This is a genomic window from Streptomyces sp. SLBN-8D4, from assembly GCF_049739545.1.
GTDB lineage: Bacteria > Actinomycetota > Actinomycetes > Streptomycetales > Streptomycetaceae > Streptomyces > Streptomyces canus_C.
Genome location: NZ_JBMGQC010000001.1, coordinates 7,631,865 through 7,650,374, shown reverse-complemented (window position 1 = coordinate 7,650,374; position 18,510 = coordinate 7,631,865). Strand labels below are relative to the sequence as shown.

Below are 18,510 nucleotides of genomic sequence, written 5' to 3'. Positions count from 1 at the left end.
AGGCAGGGTTCACCGGAAGGCGTCCAACCCGGTGAGTGCCTTGCCCAGCACCAACTGATGCATCTCGACGGTGCCCTCGTACGTCAGCACCGACTCGAGGTTCGTCGCGTGCCGCATGACGGGGTATTCGAGGGAGATCCCGTTGGCACCGAGGATCGTCCGTGACGTGCGGCAGATCTCGATGGCCTCGCGGACGTTGTTGAGCTTGCCGAAGCTGACCTGCTCGGGACGCAGGCGGCCGGCGTCCATGCGCCGCCCCAGATGGTGGGCGAGCAGAATCCCCTTGTGCAGTTCGACCGCCATGTCGGCGAGTTTGGCCTGGGTGAGCTGGAAGCCCCCGATGGGCCGCCCGAACTGCTCGCGCGTCTTCGCGTAGTCGACAGCGGTCTCGAAACACGACCGCGCCGCCCCCATCGCACCCCACACGATCCCGTACCGGGCGTGCGAGAGACAGCTGAGCGGCCCCTTGAGCCCGACGACCTCCGGCAGCACCGCGTCGGCGGGCAGCCGTACGTCGTCCAGGACGAGCTCACTGGTCACGCTGGCCCGCAGCGACCACTTGTGCTTGATCTCCGGCGCCGAGAAACCCGGGGTGCCGGTCGGCACCACGAACCCGCGGATCCCGTCGTCGGTCTGCGCCCACACGACGGCGACCCCGGCGACCGAGCCGTTGGTGATCCACATCTTGCGCCCGTTGAGGACCCAGTCCGTGCCGTCCTTCTTGGCGTACGTCCGCATCGCTCCGGGGTCGGAGCCGTGATCGGGTTCGGTGAGCCCGAAGCAGCCGATCACCTCACCTGCGGCCATGCGCGGCAGCCAGGTCTGCTTCTGCTCCTCGCTGCCGAAGCGGTGGATCGCGTACATGGCGAGCGAGCCCTGCACGGAGACGAGGGACCGGATCCCGGAGTCGGCGGCCTCCAGCTCCAGACAGGCGAGCCCGTACTGCACGGCGGAGGCCCCGGCGCACCCGTATCCGCTGAGCGACATCCCGAGGGCGCCGATCTCCCCGAGCTCCCGGGCGAGTTCCCTGATCCCCGGCAGCTCGCCCTTCTCGTACCAGTCGGCGACATGGGGCAGGACGCGGTCGGCGGCCCAGGTCCGCACGGTCGCGCGGATCGCCAGGTCCTCCGGCTCCAGCAGGTCGTCGATGCCGAGGGGGTCGGCGGGGTCGAACGGGGGCATGGCACATCCTCCGGCAGAAGGGCTCCAGCGGGCGGGCGGGCGGCTGGAAACAGCGGGCGACTGGAAACTAGCACCGCTAATTTAGGCTTCCGTCGCCGACGTTACAGCGCGCTCCGCCGCACATCCAGACGCCGGTCAGGCGGAGACGCGTGACTCCGCGACTTCCCTGGGCGCCGGAAGCCCGACCGCCGCCGGGGCCTCGCCGCACTGCATCGTGCGCGGCAGCCGCAGCGCCATGACCGCGCCCAGCAGCAACAACCCCGCACTCACCAGCAAGGTCACGTGCAGCCCGTGCACGAAGGAGTCCTGTGCGGCCCGGCGCAGGGCCACGCCCGCGGGTCCGCCGAGCCGTCCGGCCACCTCGTAGGCCTCGCCCAGGGAGTGTCCCGCCGACCTGGACGCCGTTTCGGGGACGCCGGGCACACCGGAGAGGCCGGGCGTGTACGCCGCGTTCATCACGCTGCCGAGCAGCGCGATCCCGATGCCCGCCCCGAGCTGGTACGAGGTCTCGCCGATCGCCGCGGCCCCGCCCGCCTGCTCCGGCGGTGCCTCGCTGAGCATCGACTCGTACGCCCCGAAGAGGGTCGTCTCCAGGCCGAACCCGAGCAGCACGAACCCGGACACCAGCAGGCCCGTGTTGTCCGCGTCGCCCATGGCGGTGAGCAGCAGCACGGCGAGGGCCGTCAGGCAGAACCCGGCGCTCACCATCAGGCGCGGCCCGAAGCGCCGCAGCAGGCGTGCCCCGGCCAGTCCCGCCGCCATCGCGGCGATGGTCAGCGGCAGCAGCCGCAGACCGGTCTCCAGCGGGGACAGGCCGAGAACCAGCTGGAGATACTGCGCCGCGATCAGTTCGAGCCCCACCAGCGCGAGCATGGCCAGGACGATGCAGCCGACCGAGGTGCTGAACGCGGGACGCGCGAACATCCGCAGGTCCACCAGGGGATGAGTGCGCCGCCGCTGCCGCCGTACGAAGAGGACGAGCAGCGCCGCGCCCAGGACCAGCGGGATCGCGGTGAAAGCGTCGAGCTCGCCGCCGCCGAGCCGCTTCACGCCGAGCACCAGGGCGAACAGCCCGGCGGCGGCCGTCAGGGCGCCGACGACGTCCCATGGGCCCTCGCCGCTGCCCTTCGACTCGGGCAGCAGCAGGCGGCCCACCGGCAGGCTGACCAGCATCAACGGGATGTTGATGAGGAAGACCGAGCCCCACCAGAAGTGCTCGATGAGGAAGCCTCCGAGCAGTGGTCCGACCGCGGCGCCGACCGCGGCGACGGCGCTCCAGATGCCGATCGCGAGCGCCCGCTCACGCCGGTCGGGGAAGACCTGGCGCAGAATCGAGAGCGTCGCGGGCATGATCATCGCGCCGCCGACGCCGAGCAGCGCCCGCGCGAGGATCAGCACCTGGGCGGTGTCCGCGACGGCGGCGACCCCGGAGGCGACGCCGAAGAGGCCGTACCCGAGGAGAAGGACCCTCCTGCGGCCCACGCGGTCGCCGAGCGTGCCGAAGAGGATCAGCAACGAGGCGCAGACGAGCGGATAGACGTCGACGATCCAGAGCAGTTCTATCGCGCCGGGCTTGAGGTCCTCGGTGACGGCGGGCACCGCCACGTGCAGCACCGTCGCGTCGAGGGCGACCAGGAGCAGGCTCACGCACAGGACGACGAGGACGACCCAGCGGTTTGCACCGGCCCCGGCCGTCCGACGGCGCAGCATGGCGGCGGCCGTGGTCGTCCCGGACATGTACGTACCTCCCAGATGTTCCCTGGCGTTCGGCGGGCACACGGGGTGGGGACTCCCCATGATCTCGGCCGGAGAGGAGCGGTGGTCTCCGGCCCGCGCAGCGAACGGCGGGTGACACGTCAGCGTACGCGAGTTCGCGCGTACCCCCAGTGGCGGAGATCTCAGACTTCGGACGGACGCGTGTGGCGTACACCACTTTGACTGCCTGTCGCCGCCGGTCGCCGTGACCCGTCGGACGGACCGGTACGGCGAGCGGTCGATAATCGGACCCGTGACCGATCTTGGAACGCGCACCGAACCGGCCCTGCGCCGAGCCGCCCCGGCGCTGCTCGGCTATGCGGCCGTCCGCGCCCTGGGCCTGCTCACGCTGGCCCTGTGGAGCGCCGCGCGCGACAAGAGCGCGTACACCCTGCTGACCGCCCGATGGGACGCGCTCTGGTACACGAGGGTCGCCGAACTCGGTTACGGCTACGAGGTGCGGCTGCCGAACGGCGACGTGCACTCGAACCTGGCGTTCTTCCCGCTCCTGCCCTGGCTGGAGCGGCTGCTGCACGCGACGGCCCCGCTGTCCTACGCGGACGCGGGCTTCGTGGTGGCCCTGCTCGCCTCCCTGGCCGCGGCCTGGGGCGTCTTCGCGGTGACGGACCAGGTGTACGGCCGCCGGGCGGGTGTCTGCGCGGTGCTTCTGTGGGCCGTCCTGCCCGTCGGAATCGTCCAGTCGATGGCGTACAGCGAGTCGCTGTTCACGGCGCTGGCGGCCTGGTCGCTGTACGCGGTGCTGACCGGCCGCTGGGTGACGGCGGGCCTGCTGGCCTCCCTGGCAGGCCTGACCCGCCCGGTGGGCCTGGCGGTGGTCGCGGCGGTGTGGGTGGCGGGCATCGCCGCGTTCCTGCGGGACCGACGGGACCGCGCCCCGTCCGGGTCCGCCACGGACGGGGAGGAGGGAACCGCCTCGGCCGTGCGCGCCCCGAGCGCCCCTCACGCCGGCTCTTTCGTGCGGAACCGAGGCACGGCCGGGGAGCGCGGCGCGCAGGCCACCGGACACGCCCCCGCGCCCGACCTGAGGCGTGGCCCCGGGACCGACGCCGGTCCCCCGCACACCTCCGGCACCCGACCCGTCCGCCTCGCTCTCGGCATGGTCCTCGCCCCCCTCGGCGCCGCCGCCTACGTCCTGTGGGTCGGTCACCGCACCGGCAAGGGCCCGTTCGGTTACCTCGACGTGCAGGCGGGCTGGCGCAACGGCTTCGACGGCGGGTACGCCTTCGCCCGATTCGTCGCCGACAAGTTCACGTCGTTCCCGTCGGCCCTGGCCGGGGCCGGGCTGATCGTCGGCGTCGGGCTGGTGGTGTGGCTGTACGTCGTCTGCGCACGGCAGGGCCAGCCGCTCCCCCTCCTGGTGTACGCCGGCGTCGTCACCGCGCTCGCCCTGTGCGCGTCGAGCTACTTCGGCTCGAAACCGCGCCTGCTGATGCCCGCTTTCCCCCTGTTGCTCCCCCTCGCCCTGGCCCTCGCCCGCACAGGGACCCGCAGGTCAGCCGTGATCGTGGCGCTGATCGCCACCGCCTCCGCCCTGTACGGCGCCTTCTGGCTGAACGGTTCCGGTCCACCATGATCGACCCGGGCCGCCGATGAGCGCCCGGAGAATTCCACCCCATGATTCGGTGAACGAATTCATAAGGGCCATAAAACCGGAACCCGGAATGATCAAAGGAATTGAAGGACGCAGCCGCCCCCTTTGCGGAATCACTGGAAATAAACCCCCCGCCTGAGAGGAATCCCACATCACATCGTCATCACAAAGCCGCTGATTCGACGGGGATCAGAGCTCACTCGCTGTAACGTCGATTGGGTGCGTACCGAACGAAACCCCACCCGTCTGGACCGGGTGTTCGCCAGGCTGGACCGTGAGCCGGAGCGGCCGGCCCACCTCAGCGTGCCGCGGGCGAGCCGCCACCGGACCGTCCTCGTGGTCGCCGCCCTGGCTTTCTACCTGGCGATCGTGTGGCTGGTGGTGACCACCTCGTGGCTGGTCCGCCTCGACTGGCAGGTCATGTTCTTCCGGCCGTACCAGCAGTGGGCGTCCATCCACTGGTTCGTCGACTACTACGTGGTGCTGGGCCAGCGCGGCCCGACCGCGGTGATGGTCGCGGCCTGGCTGGGCTGGCGCTCCTGGCGGCAGCACACCGTGCGCCCGCTGCTGACGCTGGGCACCTCGCTGCTGCTGCTGAACATCACGGTCGGCGCCGCCAAGTACGGCATGGGCCGACTCGGACCGCACTACGCGACCGTCATCGGCTCCAACGAGATGGGCCTGGGCGGCGATATATTTCCCAGCGGCCACACCGCCAACGCCGTGGTGACCTGGGGAATCCTGGCGTATCTCGCCTCCACCCCGCGAGCGCGCCGCTGGCTGTCCGCGATCTCCGCGGTGACCTCGCTGGGCGTCGGCATGGCCACCGTCTACCTCGGTACGCACTGGCTGAGCGATGTCGTGCTGGGCTGGATCGCGGGTCTGCTGATCCTGCTCGCGCTGCCCTGGTTCGAGCCGCTGATCGCCCGTACCGAGGCCTACGCCTTCGAGCTGCGGGACCGCCGGCGGTCCCGCGGCGGCGCGAAGGCCCCGGCCCCGGTCACCCCCGTCACGGCGCCCGCGCCCGCGCGCCTCAAGCCGCTCACGGCCCCGCAGAACGAGACGGCGGCCCGCGAGGCCGCCGTCCCGGCGCGTGGCCCCAGGTCGCCCGCCCACATGGCGCCGGGCCCGCACACCACCCGCTCGGAGCGCACCCCGGTCACCCCGGCCGGCAGCCGCCGCCCGCCGCACCCCGACCGGATCGTGCGCGGTACGCCCTCCCCGAGCACCCGGCCGGTGTCCGGCGGCTGATCCGCACCTCGAAGGCAGCGGGGCCGGTACGCACCACCGCCCCGGACATGATTCGGGCCCCGGTTCCTCGACAGGAACCGGGGCCCGCGTCATGCGGTTCAGCCCTTCCAGGCCCGCGCCACGCGGCCGTCCTTCACCTCGAAGTTCAGCCGGCCCGTGCGGTACTCCATCGTGATGATCGCCCCAGGCGGCAGCGAGCGGACCGTCGACCAGCCCCGCTCACGCGCGAGCCGCTCGGCGGCGGCGGAGTCGAGGCCGAGGTAGGTGTCCGGGCTGTCCTGGGGTTCGGCGGGCGGTGTCGGAATGGGTGCCATACGGCCACGCTAGGCCCTGCCCGGCGGCCGCGGAAGTCCGGATCCCGCACGCCCCCTGTCACGCTTCTGTCACAGGATCGCCTCACCCGTTTCCCTCGCGCTGCGTCACACGGATGGGCGTTTCCCTAGCCCTTCCGCAGGTATTCGAACGCAATTCCCGCGTGTCGTACGACTTCTCCGAATGCCCCGTGAGAAGGCTTGTCAGAGAACTGGCCCGGGCCCCTTTGTCCACCGATTCCGGACAGGGTCACGCCGGCTGACACCGCATAGGAAATACACGGTTCCGACACAGAACCCCCTTACGCCCCCTGTCGCCGCGCACGCCCGCGCGAGCATCATGGCGTGAGCCGAGCGAAGGGGCGAGCGATGGGGACGCAGACCGTGCAGGCGACGGCACGACCCGTGCGGACCAAGCTGCACGGGCGGCTGGTCGTGGACTGGCTGACCACCACCGACCACAAGAAGATCGGTCACCTCTATCTGATCACGTCGTTCCTGTTCTTCCTGGTCGGCGGGGTCATGGCGCTGCTGATGCGCGCGGAACTCGCCCGGCCTGGGCTCCAGATCCTGGACAACCAGCAGTACAACCAGCTGTTCACGATGCACGGCACGATCATGCTGCTGCTCTTCGCGACCCCGAGCTTCGCGGGCTTCGCCAACGAGCTGATGCCGCTCCAGATCGGCGCCCCGGACGTGGCGTTCCCCCGGCTGAACATGCTGTCGTACTGGTTCTTCCTGTTCGGCGGCCTGATCGTGATGGGATCGCTGCTCGTGCCGACCGGCCCGGCCGCCTTCGGCTGGTTCGCCTACGCGCCGCTGAACAACGCCGAGCACTCCCCCGGCGTCGGCCCCGACCTGTGGATCATGGGCCTCGCGCTGGCCGGCTTCGGCACGATCCTCGGCGCGGTCAACTTCATCACCACGATCATCGGGATGCGCGCCCCCGGCATGACCATGTTCCGGATGCCGATCTTCACCTGGAACACGCTGTTCACGTCGATCCTGATCCTGATGGCGTTCCCGGTGCTGGCGGCCGCGCTGCTGGTCCTGGAGGCCGACCGGCGCTTCGGCTCCCAGGTCTTCGAGGCGGGCAACGGCGGGGCGCTGCTGTGGCAGCACCTGTTCTGGTTCTTCGGGCATCCCGAGGTCTACATCATCGCGCTGCCGTTCTTCGGCATCATCACGGAGATCCTCCCGGTCTTCAGCCGCAAGCCGCTCTTCGGCTATCTGACACTGGTCGCGGCGACCATGGCGATCACCGGTCTGTCGATCGTGGTGTGGGCGCACCACATGTTCGTCACCGGCGCGGTGCTGCTGCCGTTCTTCTCCTTCATGACGTTCCTGATCGCCGTCCCCACCGGCGTGAAGTTCTTCAACTGGATCGGCACGATGATCAAGGGCTCCCTGTCCTTCGAGACGCCGATGCTGTGGGCGGCGGGCTTCCTGGTGACCTTCCTGTTCGGCGGTCTGACCGGGGTGATCCTGGCGTCGCCGCCGCTGGACTTCCACGTGTCGGACAGCTACTTCGTCGTGGCGCACTTCCACTACGTCGTGTTCGGGACGGTCGTCTTCGCGATCTTCGGCGGCCTGTACTTCTGGTGGCCGAAGTTCACCGGGAAGATGCTCGACGAGCGGCTCGGCAAGATCCAGTTCTGGACGCTGTTCGTCGGCTTCCACACCACGTTCCTGGTGCAGCACTGGCTGGGGGCCGAGGGCATGCCCCGCCGGTACGCCGACTACCTCGCGGCCGACGGCTTCACGGCCCTGAACACCATCTCGACGATCGGCGCGTTCCTGCTCGGCGCCTCGACGCTGCCGTTCCTCTACAACGTCTGGAAGACCGCCAAGTACGGCGTACCGGTGGAGACCGACGACCCCTGGGGCTACGGCCGCTCCCTGGAGTGGGCCACCTCCTGCCCGCCACCCCGCCACAACTTCACGACCCTGCCGCGGATCCGCTCCGAGTCCCCGGCGTTCGACCTGCACCATCCGGAGTACGCGGCGCTGGCTCCGCAGCCCGAGCCGAAGAGCGAGCAAGCGAGCGAGCGAGGCGGTCGTGAGCCGTCCTGATCGCCTCGGTCAGCTCGGCCGGCTCCAGCACCTCGAAGTCGAAGCCCGTCATCATCACGTGGATCACCATCACGTCGAGGCTCGACGCCCCGGTGCGCAGGATGCAGCTGTCGGGTCCCTCCGCCTCCAGGACCCCGGCAGTCGGTGAGATCCGCTCGGCGGCCCGTTCCTTGGGCACCAGCAGCCGTACGACCGCGTGCGAGGCGTACGCGCGCGTGGAGACCCCCCGCGAGACGTAGGCGGCGAGGTCCTCGGCGGGCGGGGTGCGCGGCGCGAACCGGGGGCCGTGCGGCGGCTTCGGGGTGATCCGGTCGACACGGAAGGTCCGCCAGTCGTCCCGGTCCAGGTCCCAGGCGACCAGGTACCAGCGCCGCTCGCTGCACACCAGGCGGTGCGGTTCGACGGTACGGCGGCTGGCGGCGCCGCCGTGGTCGCTGTACTCGAAGCGCAGCCGCTCGGCGTCCCGGCAGAGGTCGGCGAGCTCGGTGAGGACCCCGGGGTCGACGGCATCCGGTTGCGGGCCGCGCAGCATCGGCACGGTGAAGGCGTTGAGGGCGCCCACGCGGCGGCGCAGCCGGCTCGGCAGGACCTGCTCCAGCTTGGACAGGGCCCGTACCGAGGTCTCGCCGATGCCCTCGATGCCCTGTCCCGCGGCCGTGCGCAGGCCGACGGCGACCGCGACGGCCTCGTCGTCGTCCAGGAGCAGCGGGGGCAGCTCGGCGCCCGCGCCCAGCTGGTAGCCGCCGCCGGTGCCGGGGCTGGCGTTGACGGGGTAGCCCAGCTCGCGCAGCCGGTCCACGTCCCGGCGCACGGTGCGCGCGGTGACGCCGAGGCGGTCGGCGAGGTCGGCGCCGGACCATTCGCGGTGGGCCTGGAGAAGCGAGAGCAGGCGCAGAAGTCGTGCCGAGGTCTCCAACATGATGCCGAGTCTGCCAGTCATTGCGGACAGAAGCTGTCCGCAAGCCTTCCTACCTTGGACTCATGGCAGACAACAGCGCGACCGCGAAGAACCGTGAGATCCGCCCCTTCCGGATCGACATCCCGCAGGCGCAGCTCGACGACCTGCACACCCGCCTGGACCTCACCCGCTGGCCGGACGAGCTCCCGGAGGCCGGCTGGGAGTACGGCGCCGCCCTGCCGTATCTGCGCGATCTCGCCGCGTACTGGCGGAGCGCCTACGACTGGCGCAAGCACGAGGCAGCCCTCAACGAGCTCCCGCAGTTCGTCACCGAGATCGACGGCGCCCAGGTGCACTTCCTGCACGTCCGCTCCGCCCGGCCGGACGCGCTCCCGCTGATCCTGACGCACGGCTGGCCGGGGTCGGTGATCGAGTTCCTCGGCGTGATCGGCTCGCTGAGCGAGGACTTCCATCTGGTGATCCCGTCCATCCCGGGCTTCGGCTTCTCCGGGCCGACGCGCGGCAAGGGCTGGAACGTCAACCGGGTGGCCCGTGCGTGGGTGGAGCTGATGAACAGGCTCGGCTACGACCGGTACGGCGCCCAGGGCGGCGACATGGGCGCGCTGATCTCCCCCGCGCTCGCCCGGATCGCGCCGGAGTCCGTCGTCGGCGTCCATGTGAACGCCGCCTCGGTCGGCTTCATCCCGCTCGGCCCGGTCGACGAGGAGGCACGGGAGGGGCTGACCGACCGGGAGCGGAAGAGTCTTGCGAGCATCGCCGAGTTCACCACGGACGGCTTCGGATACAACGCCCTCCAGTCGACCCGCCCGCAGACCCTGTCCTACGGGCTCACCGACTCGCCGGTCGGCCAGCTGGCCTGGATCATGGAGAAGTTCCAGGCGTGGACGCACTCCTCGGCCGCGCTGCCCGAGGACGCGATCGACCGGGACACGCTCCTGGCGAACGTGATGCTGTACTGGCTGACCGGCACCGCCGGGTCCGCGGCCCGCATGTACTACGAGAACAGCCATGTGCCGGACTGGTTCCCGACGCAGTCCTCGGGAGTGCCGACCGCGGTGGCCAACTTCGGCGAGGACGTGGCGATCCGCCGCTGGGCCGAGCAGGCCAACACCCTCGTCCGCTGGACGGAGTTCGACCGCGGCGGCCACTTCGCCGCTCTGGAGGTGCCCGAGCTGCTGGCCGGTGACGTCAGGGAGTTCTTCGGCTCACTGCGGTGAGGGGCACGCGGTGACGGACACCGACAGGTCGTTGTCCCGCGTGTAGTACGGCCCGGCCTCCACCGGGCCGTACGCCGTGTCCACCCGCGCGCGTGGATAGGTGAGGACGGGCTTCTTGTCGGCGACGTCGTCGAGCAGCCGCGCGATCCGCACCCGCGGCCCGCTCTCGCCGCCTCGGCGTGGGGCGTCGGGGACGAACCCGGTGCCGCACGGGAGGCACGCACGGTCGGGAGCCGCTCGGGACACGGGCGGCGAGCGCGCGCAGGCCGGTGGCACCGGGCGCGAGGCGCGGCGGCTCGTCGTCGGCCAGGCGGTCGTACGCGTCCCAGCGGTCCTCGGGCAGGGCGACCCAGAGGTCCTCCCGTGGTTCGTGTGCCCGGACCGGAACGTCGTCGGGCACCCCCATCGGTCGCGTGCGTCCGGTAGCTCACTGCCGATACGGCAGTTGCGGAACGTCGAAGCACGTGTGATCCATGTCGCCCTGGGAGACCCAGCCCCGGCCGTCCTGCCAGCGGGCCACCGAGAGACAGGTTCTGCGGGACTTCGGCGGCTCGGCCGGCCGCTCGAACCGGACGGGGACGAGCAGGCCGTCCGCGGTGTAGTCCTGGCTGTGGTTCATGCGGGCGTCGACGCACGCGCGCGTGACGCCTTGTGGGGCACACGACTTCGCGGCGTCCGTGAACCACTTCGCGGCCGCCCAGCCCTCCACCTGCCACTGGGAATGCGTCTTGAGGCCCTTGGTGGCGTCCCTGAACTCGCGCACGGCCGCGTTGCCGACGTCCTCGTAGTTCCGGCTGGACCCGGTGGCCCACAGGGCGTTGCGGCAGCGCGGGGCGTCCTTGTAGTCGTCCTGGACGGTGGAGGTCCAGTTCTGCACGTTGGTGACCTTGGCGGTGACCTCGACGCCGGCCTTGTCCATCGCCTCGCACAGCTGGGCGTTGCCATGGCTGTCGACGGCGTCGAAGACCAGGTCGGCACCCTGTTCCTTCAGGTCGGCCGCCACGGCACGGAAGTTGGGCAGCGCGAAGTCGACCTGCTCGGTGACGACCTTGTAGCCCTCGGCCTTCAGCCCCTGCTCGACGAGCCGGGCGTAGGCGGCGGAGGCGGCCTGGTTGTACGACACGACAGCCGCCGTACGGGCTCCGTGCTCGCGCTTGAAGTAGCGGTAGACCTCGGTGCCGCCGTACTGCTGCCCGTCCCAGCCGGTCGAGCCGTCCCGGGGCGCGAGGCTGCCGTAGATGCCGTAGAGGTGCGGCCAGGTGTCGTAGGCGGCGCCGATGGGCTGGCCGCCGATGTCGGGCACGCGCGCGTGGGAGACGCGGGCGGCGCCCGCGTAGTCGAGAACGGTGGTGGCGACCAGGGCGACCACCTTGTCCTCGTCGACCAGCCGGTGCACACAGGTGTTGTTGCCGACCCCGCTGCCCCCGTCGTCGCACTCGCGCACCTCGATCCGGCGGCCGTCGAGCCCCCCGCGCGCGTTGAGGCGCTCGAAGTACGCCTTGGCGCCGTCGCGCGGGCCGGTGAAGGCGCTGCCGCCGACCGGGCTGGTGGCGCTGGTGACGATGCCGACGCGGATCGGGGTGCTGTCCTGGGCGGGGCTCGCCCGCTCCCGGTGCTCGAAGTCGCTCTCCGGCAGCCGGCTGCCGCACGCCGTGCCCGACGCGAGCAGCAGGACCGCGAGGGCGGCCTCAGCAGCCCGGAAGAGCCGAGGCCGTGGCATTGCCGCTCAACTGCACGAGCGCGCACAGGGTGTTGACCGACACCTTCCACGTGCCGTCCTGTTCGACGGCCGTACCCGAGGCGTCCGGCAGGGCGGTGGCACCGTTCAGCATCAGGGTGTACGTCACGTCGGCCGCGGTCGGCTCGGTGAACCCGACCTTGGTGACCTTCGCCTGCACCTGTCCGCCGCGCTGGTCACCGCTGAAGGCCCGGAGCACCGGCCCCATCTCGTCGCCGTTCTCCAGGACGGCCTGCTTGTCCTTGGTGGAGGTCTTCGGGTCGAAGAACTTCTCCCAGTTCGTCCTGATCTCCCGCCGGGCGGCGGCCGCGTCGGCGGGTCCGCTCGGTGACGGTGACGCCGAAGGCGTGGTCCGCTCCACGGAAGGCGTCGGCGGCGGGCTCTCGCTGCCGCCCCCGCTGTCGTCGCTGCACGCCGTGAGGGCCACGACGAGGGCGAACCCCACCGCCATCAGCCCCCGGCTGCCGTTCCCCCACGTGCGGTCGCTCCCGAGAACCATCTGGCTCACCACCGGGTGTCGGTCCGGGCCACGTGCGCCCGGTGCTTTCAGGGTCAGCTTCAAGAAGGCATAGTGCAAGCGATTGGCTTACATGGACAGGCATGCGACATGTGGGAGCCACAGATGCGGACAGCCCGACTGCGGACCGTGCACCCCGTCCTGTGGGCCGGCTGGGCCGCGCTCGCCGCGGGCGCGGTGCTGTGCGTCCTCGGCTGGTACGGCGTGTCGGGCGAGCTCTACGCCGAGCGGCAGCTGCCCTACCTCGCCTCCTGCACGGTGCCCGGCGCCGCGCTGATCGTCGCCGGGGCGGTGCTCCTCACCCACGGCCGGGGCGCGCTCGCCGCCGCGCGCGTGGAGGAGCTGTACGGCCTCCTGGTCGCCGCGGAGCCCACCGGGGCCGAGGAGTCCGGCACGGCGGCCGGCGACGCGCCCCTGGCGGTCAGCGGGGACCTGCTGATGGTGCCCGGCGGCACCCTCTGGCACCGCGCGGACTGCCCGCTCGTCGCCGGGAAGGTGGAGTCGATCCCGGTGGACGCCAAGCTCCTGGCGAGCGGTGAGCTGGGCCCCTGCCCGATCTGCGAGCCCGTCGAGGAAACCGACTGATGTCGTCGCTGACCTACGACCTGACCCTCGCCGGGTTGTCGGTCGGCAGTGCGGCCGCGCTCACCGGAATCGGCCTGATCGTGACGTACCGCGCGACCGGGGTGCTGAACTTCGCGCACGGGGCGATCGCCATGGTGTGCGCGTACGTGCTGCGGCAGTGCGTGGTCGAGTGGGGCTGGCCGCTGTGGGCCGGGGCCGCGGTGACCCTGCTGGTCCTGGCACCGGCCCTGGGCGTGCTGCTGGAGCGTTTCGTCTTCCGGCCCCTGTCCGTCCTGGGCGGCGACCCGGCCCAGACCCTGGTGGCCTCCATCGGCGTCTTCGTGCTGCTGGTGGGCGGGGCCGCGCTGCTGTGGGGCCAGGGCGCCCGCGACGACGCCCCGGAGCTGGTGTCGGCGGACCCGTGGGGACAGCTGGCGGTCGCCCTGGTCCTGGCCGCGGGGGTGGGCGCGGTGATCCGCTGGACGCGCTTCGGACGGGAGCTGCGGGCCGTCGTGGACGACCGCGGGCTGGCCGTGCTCGGCGGGATCGACGCCGACCGGGTGGCGGCGGCCGGCTGGGCGTTCGGATCGTTCACGGCGGGCCTGACGGGCGTCCTGCTGGCCCCTTACGTCCGCCTGGACCCGTACGGACTGCCCCTGCTCGTCATGGAGGTGGTGGCGGTCGCGGTGGCCGCGCGGATGCGCAGCCTGCCGGTGGCGGTGCTGGTGGCGCTGGCCATCGGGGTCGGACAGAGCCAGCTGACGAGACTGCACCCCTCGGGCTGGGGCGAACCGCTGCTCCAGGCGGTGGGGGCGAACCTGTTCGTCGTAGCCCTGCTGATCGCGTCCTTGGCACTCCCCCGCGTCGGCGCCCGGGACGCGCTCCCGCGCACGGCCACCGCGCGCGTGCCGACCCCTCAGGGGGCGTGGATCGTCGCGGTGGTGCTGTTCCTGCTCCCGCTGGGCTTCGCGGGCTCGGACCTGCACACGTCGGTCCAGGTCCCGGCACTGGGCGTCGTACTGCTCTCCCTGGTGGTCGTGACGGGAAGGGGCGGCCAGATCTCCCTCGGCCAAGCGGCCTACGCGGGCCTGGGCGCCCTGTTCACGGCCCTGCTGGCGGCGGGCCGCTTCCCGGGCCTGCCCCGCCTGCCGGAGCTGGCCGCGCTGGCGCTGGCGGTGGTCCTGGTGGCTCCCCTGGGCCTCCTGACCGGCTGGCCGGCGATCACCCGCCGGGGCCTGGCGCTGGCCCTCGCGACCTTCGCGGTCGGCGTCGGCGTGAGCCGCTTCGTCTTCGCCCAGCCGTACGCCACGTCCGGCCTGTCCCTGGGCCGCCCCGAGGGCTTCGACGGCGACCGCGCGTACTACGTCCTGGAGCTGGCCCTGCTGGCCCTCGCCCTGCTGGCGACCCACGCGCTGCGCAGAGGCCACACGGGCCGGGCCCTGGCCGCCCTGCGCGACCACGAGTCCGGAGCCTCGGCGGCGGGCGTCCGGGTCCCCGCCCTGAAGCTCCTCGCCTTCGTCGCGGGCGCCGCGTTGGCCGCCCTGGGCGGCGGAATGCTCGGCATGGGCCTGCGCGCCTTCGACCCCACCGCCTACGACCCCGTCCGCGGCCTGCTCTGGTTCGCCGCGGTGGTCGTCCTGGGCGCCGACAGCACGCTGGGTGCTCTCGGAGCGGCGGCTCTGCTGGTCGGCCTGGACGCGGGGGCCCGGGGCGGGGGTGGCGGCGGCGCTGATCGGGGTGCTGGCGGTGCTGGTGGGCCGCTTTCCCGGGGGGCCGTACGAGGCGGTGCGGGCGGTGGCGGGGCGACTGAGGCCGAGCGGACCGGCCGTCCTGACCCCGCTGGGAGCCGAGCTGAGACAACGCCTGCACACGTCCCTCCGTGCACCCACGTCCACGTACACGCCCACGCCCGCACCCGCACCCGCACCCGCACCCGCACCCGGCCACGAACCCCGCACCGGTGGTGCGGGTGGGAACACGACCCCGGCCGAAGGGCCGGCAGTCCTCACCACCCATGACCTCCACGCCCGCTACGACGGCTTCACCGCCCTCGCCGGAGTCGACCTCACCGTCCCACCCGGCAGAATCACCGCGATCATCGGCCCCAACGGAGCAGGGAAGTCCACCCTCTTCCACTGCCTCGCGGGAACCATCCGCCCCTCCCAGGGCCAAGTCCGCTACGGCAACCGAGACATCACCCGCCTGTCCCCCCACTCGCCCGCACCCGCCTCGGCATCGCCCGCACCTTCCAGCGACTCGCCGTCTTCCCGACGCTGACGGTGACCGAGAACGTCCAGGTGGGCGCGGAACAGGGCCACATCCCGGACCCGACAGCGACAGACCGCGCACTGAGACTGTTCGATCTGAACGGCCCCCTCCGACACGCCCCCGCCGCCGACCTCCCCACCGGCACCCTCCGCCGGGTGGAACTCGCCAGAGCACTCGCCGGCTCTCCCAGTGTCCTGCTCCTCGACGAACCCGCCGCCGGTCTGGACACCGCCGAGGTGGCCGCCCTGGCCCGCGTTCTCAGGGCCCTCGCGGCGGACGGCACCGCCCTCCTCGTGGTCGAGCACGACCTCGACCTGGTCGCCGACCTCGCGGACGTCGTGCACGTCATGACGGGGGGCCGCATCATCACCTCCGGCCCCCCGGCCCACGTGCTGGACACGCTCGACGCCCGGGAGACCGACGTATGACACCGAAGACCGCCGTCTCCCTGTGCCACGCGTGCGTGCGCTACGGCCCGTTGGAGGCCCTGCACGGCATCACCCTCACCGCCCCGGGCCCCGGCCTGACCGTCCTGCTGGGCCGCAACGGCTCCGGCCGTACGACGGCGTTGCGTGCCCTGGCCGGAACAGTGCCGCTCACCGACGGCTGCGTGGTGTGGGACGGCACCGACGTGACCCGCGTACCGGCGTACGAGCGGGCCCGGCGCGGTCTGTGTCTGGTCCCCGAGCGCCGGGCGGTGTTCGGGTCCCTCACCGTCCGCGAGAACCTCGAACTCGCCGCCCCCGCCCCCGATCCGGCGCTGGACGCCTACCCGCAGCTGGCCCCCCTGCTGCCCCGCCGCGCCGGCACCCTGTCCGGCGGCGAGCAGCGCATGCTCGCCCTCTCCCGCGCGCTTCTGGCACGCGCGCGTGTGGTTCTCGTCGACGAACCCGCGCAGGGCATGTCCCCCACCGTCGCGGCCCGCACGTACGAACTCCTCGCCGGGCTGGACGCGTGCGTGGTCGTGGCCGAGCAACGGCTCCCGCCCGCGCTGCACGACCGGACGACGATCGTGTACGAACTGCGGCGCGGCGCGGTCGTGTTCAGCGGGGAGGCGGCGGAGCTGCGTACGGGGCGAGCCTGACCGCCCCGTACGCCTCCGTCCACGGGGAGTTCTCAGATGTCGAGGCGCTGCCCGGGCACGATCATGTCGGGATCGGCGCCGATGACGGCCTTGTTGACGGCGTAGAGCTTCTGCCAGGTGGTCCCGTGCCGGGCGGCGACCTTGCTCAGCGTGTCGCCGGGGCGGACGGTGTAGTCGCCGCGGGAGGCGCTGCGGTCGGCGTGGTTCTCCGAACGGGTCGGGGTCCTGGCCGGCTCGGCAGGAGCGGCCTTGGTGGTCCTGGACGAGGTGCCCGCCGAGCCGGAGGGTGCCGCGGGCGCGCTGCCGTACGCTCCGGCGCGTGCCGAGCAGGTCGGCCAGGCGCCCCAGCCCTGGGCACCCTGGACCTTGGTGGCGACCGCGATCTGCTGGGACTTGGTGGCCTGGTCGGCGGTGGCCGCGTAGGCCGTGCCGCCGTACGCGCGCCAGGTGCCGGCGGAGAACTGGAGTCCTCCGTAGTAGCCGTTCCCGGTGTTGATGTGCCAGTTCCCGCCGCTCTCGCACTGGGCGATGCGGTCCCACACCCCGCCGTCCGCCGCCACCGAGTTGCCGGCCGCGGCCAGCAGTCCGAGGGGCGCGAGCAGGGCGGCCCCGGCGAGGGCCACGGTGGTTCGGGTCTTACGAGCGTTGTCGCGCGTGGTATCGGCACATTCGGACATGTAGTTCCCTCTCGAAGGACTCGGGGTCCCCCAAGGCGGCGCGCGCTCCCGGCGCAGGGGCCGGGTGGTCGCGCTCCGCCCCGTCCGCCGGAAGGTGGTGCGTGGTGCTGGCTTCGTGCGTCGGCGGACGTTCCCGAGCGGTGCTCGCTGCACACGGCGGAGGAATGTAGAGAGCCTGTGGAGGCGTCAGCAACCAACTCCTCGTCGCTCCAGGCCAGTTAGCCGTTACCGCAGGTATCGTCGATTTCCGGTCACCCACTTCATTCGTTGATTTCCTGATTTGTCGACCAGCCCCCCCGGTGACCTGTGACCCACTTCACGCGACCAACTTCCTTTGATATCCATGCACTTGACACTGAGTGCCCGATTCCGTACCCCCGGTGACCCTGCGCGGTGGTCGGTTCGATTCCGTTCGCCCTGGGGCGTGACTCCCGCCACAGATCACCCGTTGTCTTCTTCATGAGCCCGGGACCCACCCGGGCACCACATCCGAGGGAGCCACCCGTGCCGCGCATGCTCGACGTCAGCGACGAGGTACGCGCTGAGATCGGCGACGAAGAAGCCGACCGGCTGCTCGCCGGAGAGAACGCCCCCGGCGGCTACGACTGCACGTCCTGCCGCACCCAGGGCGACTCCGAACAGGAGCGCACCAGCACCGTCCTGTTCATCGGCGAGGAGACCGCCGTGCTGGCCTTCGCCCACGCCACCTGCCTGCCCTCCCAGGTCGTCCAGGTCACCGAGGAGCAGCTCCGGGGAGCGGTGAAGTCCATCACCGGCGACACCGTCGACCTGGACCCGGACAAGGTCGTACCCGAGCAGGCGGTGCTCGGGGTGACCAGCGGACTCGTCCTGATCGCCGGGGAACTGCACCCGGCGCTGGTCGTGGAGCCGACCGGGCCGATCGCGCGGCCGGGCGCGACGGGACGCGGCGACGACTTCCTGCCGCTGCTGATCGAGCAGGGCTTCATGCCGCTGACGGCGATCGAGTCGGTGCCGCCCGTGCTGCACGGATGGTCGGTGCTGCTGGCGGTGGGGCAGCTGCACGCGGTGCTCCAGCCGTCGGCGAACGGCGGGCAGCCGGTGGCCTGGTGGCAGGCGCACCAGCCGCTCCAGGTCACGGAAAGCTGGCGGGCGGCCGCAAACAAGCACCAGCAGGTGCTGATGTTCGCCGCGCCGGTGGGATCCATCGGACGGCAGCCCCGCGAGGACCTGCTGCGGGACGCGCTGGACAAGGCGGCGGCGAACGGGAAGTTGGTCGCGGCCGCGATGCCTCTCGCGGGGACGTGAAGCGCGCGGACGTGAAGGCCGACTGAAGGATCACGCCGGACCGCATCCCCGCGGT

At 71.8% G+C, this 18,510-nt stretch carries 14 protein-coding genes and 2 pseudogenes; 8 read left to right on the top strand and 8 right to left on the bottom strand.

Annotated elements, in window-relative coordinates; genetic code table 11:
- Positions 1 to 9: 9 nt before the first annotated feature.
- Positions 10 to 1,182: an acyl-CoA dehydrogenase family protein gene (locus RKD20_RS34765; protein ID WP_424881164.1), complete on the bottom strand. Its 1,173-nt coding sequence runs from the start codon at positions 1,180 to 1,182 to the stop codon at positions 10 to 12.
- Positions 1,183 to 1,317: 135 nt separating this feature from the next.
- The gene (locus tag RKD20_RS34760) at positions 1,318 to 2,919 is read right to left on the bottom strand and encodes an MFS transporter (RefSeq protein ID WP_424881163.1); all 1,602 of its coding nucleotides are present in this window, start codon (positions 2,917 to 2,919) and stop codon (positions 1,318 to 1,320) included.
- Between the two features lie 271 nt (positions 2,920 to 3,190).
- Here RKD20_RS34760 and RKD20_RS34755 point away from each other — a divergent pair, with 271 nt between their 5' ends.
- A complete protein-coding gene (locus tag RKD20_RS34755; protein ID WP_424881162.1) occupies positions 3,191 to 4,531 on the top strand; it encodes a mannosyltransferase family protein in 1,341 nt (446 codons plus the stop codon).
- A gap of 237 nt (positions 4,532 to 4,768) precedes the next feature.
- Complete coding sequence (locus RKD20_RS34750; protein WP_424881161.1) at positions 4,769 to 5,800, top strand: phosphatase PAP2 family protein; 1,032 nt, start codon at positions 4,769 to 4,771, stop codon at positions 5,798 to 5,800.
- A 98-nt stretch (positions 5,801 to 5,898) separates the two neighbouring features.
- On the opposite strand, the gene RKD20_RS34745 is transcribed toward RKD20_RS34750, so the two are convergent.
- On the bottom strand, positions 5,899 to 6,114 hold the full coding sequence (locus RKD20_RS34745) for an I78 family peptidase inhibitor (RefSeq protein ID WP_020117860.1): 216 nt from the start codon (positions 6,112 to 6,114) through the stop codon (positions 5,899 to 5,901).
- 366 nt (positions 6,115 to 6,480) lie between these two features.
- Here RKD20_RS34745 and ctaD point away from each other — a divergent pair.
- Positions 6,481 to 8,007 (top strand): annotated as a pseudogene (gene ctaD / locus RKD20_RS34740) (cytochrome c oxidase subunit I); the annotation flags it as partial.
- A 43-nt stretch (positions 8,008 to 8,050) separates the two neighbouring features.
- On the opposite strand, the gene RKD20_RS34735 reads toward ctaD, so the two are convergent.
- On the bottom strand, positions 8,051 to 9,103 hold the full coding sequence (locus RKD20_RS34735; RefSeq protein WP_424881160.1) for a helix-turn-helix transcriptional regulator: 1,053 nt from the start codon (positions 9,101 to 9,103) through the stop codon (positions 8,051 to 8,053).
- A 62-nt stretch (positions 9,104 to 9,165) separates the two neighbouring features.
- Here RKD20_RS34735 and RKD20_RS34730 point away from each other — a divergent pair, with 62 nt between their 5' ends.
- The gene (locus tag RKD20_RS34730; protein WP_424881159.1) at positions 9,166 to 10,320 is read left to right on the top strand and encodes an epoxide hydrolase family protein; all 1,155 of its coding nucleotides are present in this window, start codon (positions 9,166 to 9,168) and stop codon (positions 10,318 to 10,320) included.
- Here RKD20_RS34730 and RKD20_RS34725 read toward each other — a convergent pair.
- The 3 genes from RKD20_RS34725 to RKD20_RS34715 form a co-directional block, all read right to left on the bottom strand.
- Positions 10,309 to 10,566: a hypothetical protein gene (locus RKD20_RS34725; RefSeq protein WP_424881158.1), complete on the bottom strand. Its 258-nt coding sequence runs from the start codon at positions 10,564 to 10,566 to the stop codon at positions 10,309 to 10,311. The two genes, RKD20_RS34730 and RKD20_RS34725, sit on opposite strands and share 12 nt — an antisense overlap.
- 181 nt (positions 10,567 to 10,747) lie before the next feature.
- Positions 10,748 to 12,040, bottom strand: a complete 1,293-nt coding sequence (locus RKD20_RS34720; RefSeq protein WP_424881157.1) for an ABC transporter substrate-binding protein — start codon at positions 12,038 to 12,040, stop codon at positions 10,748 to 10,750.
- A complete protein-coding gene (locus tag RKD20_RS34715; protein WP_424883389.1) occupies positions 12,009 to 12,569 on the bottom strand; it encodes a hypothetical protein in 561 nt (186 codons plus the stop codon). The genes RKD20_RS34720 and RKD20_RS34715 overlap by 32 nt, the downstream gene beginning before the upstream one ends.
- Before the next feature lie 111 nt (positions 12,570 to 12,680).
- On the opposite strand from RKD20_RS34715, the gene RKD20_RS34710 reads away from it, so the two are divergent.
- From RKD20_RS34710 to RKD20_RS34700, 3 genes and pseudogenes are all read left to right on the top strand, one after another.
- Entirely contained in the window at positions 12,681 to 13,160 is a 480-nt protein-coding gene (locus RKD20_RS34710; RefSeq protein WP_424881156.1) for a hypothetical protein, read from the top strand.
- Positions 13,160 to 15,835: pseudogene (locus RKD20_RS34705) on the top strand (ABC transporter permease subunit). Before RKD20_RS34710 ends, RKD20_RS34705 begins: the two are co-directional and overlap by 1 nt.
- A complete protein-coding gene (locus RKD20_RS34700; RefSeq protein ID WP_424881155.1) occupies positions 15,832 to 16,491 on the top strand; it encodes an ABC transporter ATP-binding protein in 660 nt (219 codons plus the stop codon). Before RKD20_RS34705 ends, RKD20_RS34700 begins: the two are co-directional and overlap by 4 nt.
- Before the next feature lie 32 nt (positions 16,492 to 16,523).
- On the opposite strand, the gene RKD20_RS34695 is transcribed toward RKD20_RS34700, so the two are convergent.
- Complete coding sequence (locus tag RKD20_RS34695; protein ID WP_424881154.1) at positions 16,524 to 17,168, bottom strand: transglycosylase family protein; 645 nt, start codon at positions 17,166 to 17,168, stop codon at positions 16,524 to 16,526.
- A 504-nt stretch (positions 17,169 to 17,672) separates the two neighbouring features.
- On the opposite strand from RKD20_RS34695, the gene RKD20_RS34690 reads away from it, so the two are divergent.
- Complete coding sequence (locus tag RKD20_RS34690; protein ID WP_424881153.1) at positions 17,673 to 18,455, top strand: hypothetical protein; 783 nt, start codon at positions 17,673 to 17,675, stop codon at positions 18,453 to 18,455.
- Positions 18,456 to 18,510 lie beyond the last annotated feature (55 nt).

What these genes read in the sequence shown, in the direction of transcription:
- RKD20_RS34765 (WP_424881164.1), bottom strand. Translation starts at nt 1,182, where the DNA reads ATGCCCCCGTTCGACCCCGCCGACCCCCTCGGCATCGACGACCTGCTG.
- RKD20_RS34760 (WP_424881163.1), bottom strand. Translation starts at nt 2,919, where the DNA reads ATGTCCGGGACGACCACGGCCGCCGCCATGCTGCGCCGTCGGACGGCC.
- RKD20_RS34745 (WP_020117860.1), bottom strand. Translation starts at nt 6,114, where the DNA reads ATGGCACCCATTCCGACACCGCCCGCCGAACCCCAGGACAGCCCGGAC.
- RKD20_RS34735 (WP_424881160.1), bottom strand. Translation starts at nt 9,103, where the DNA reads ATGTTGGAGACCTCGGCACGACTTCTGCGCCTGCTCTCGCTTCTCCAG.
- RKD20_RS34730 (WP_424881159.1), top strand. Translation starts at nt 9,166, where the DNA reads ATGGCAGACAACAGCGCGACCGCGAAGAACCGTGAGATCCGCCCCTTC.
- RKD20_RS34720 (WP_424881157.1), bottom strand. Translation starts at nt 12,040, where the DNA reads ATGCCACGGCCTCGGCTCTTCCGGGCTGCTGAGGCCGCCCTCGCGGTC.
- RKD20_RS34710 (WP_424881156.1), top strand. Translation starts at nt 12,681, where the DNA reads ATGCGGACAGCCCGACTGCGGACCGTGCACCCCGTCCTGTGGGCCGGC.
- RKD20_RS34700 (WP_424881155.1), top strand. Translation starts at nt 15,832, where the DNA reads ATGACACCGAAGACCGCCGTCTCCCTGTGCCACGCGTGCGTGCGCTAC.
- RKD20_RS34695 (WP_424881154.1), bottom strand. Translation starts at nt 17,168, where the DNA reads ATGTCCGAATGTGCCGATACCACGCGCGACAACGCTCGTAAGACCCGA.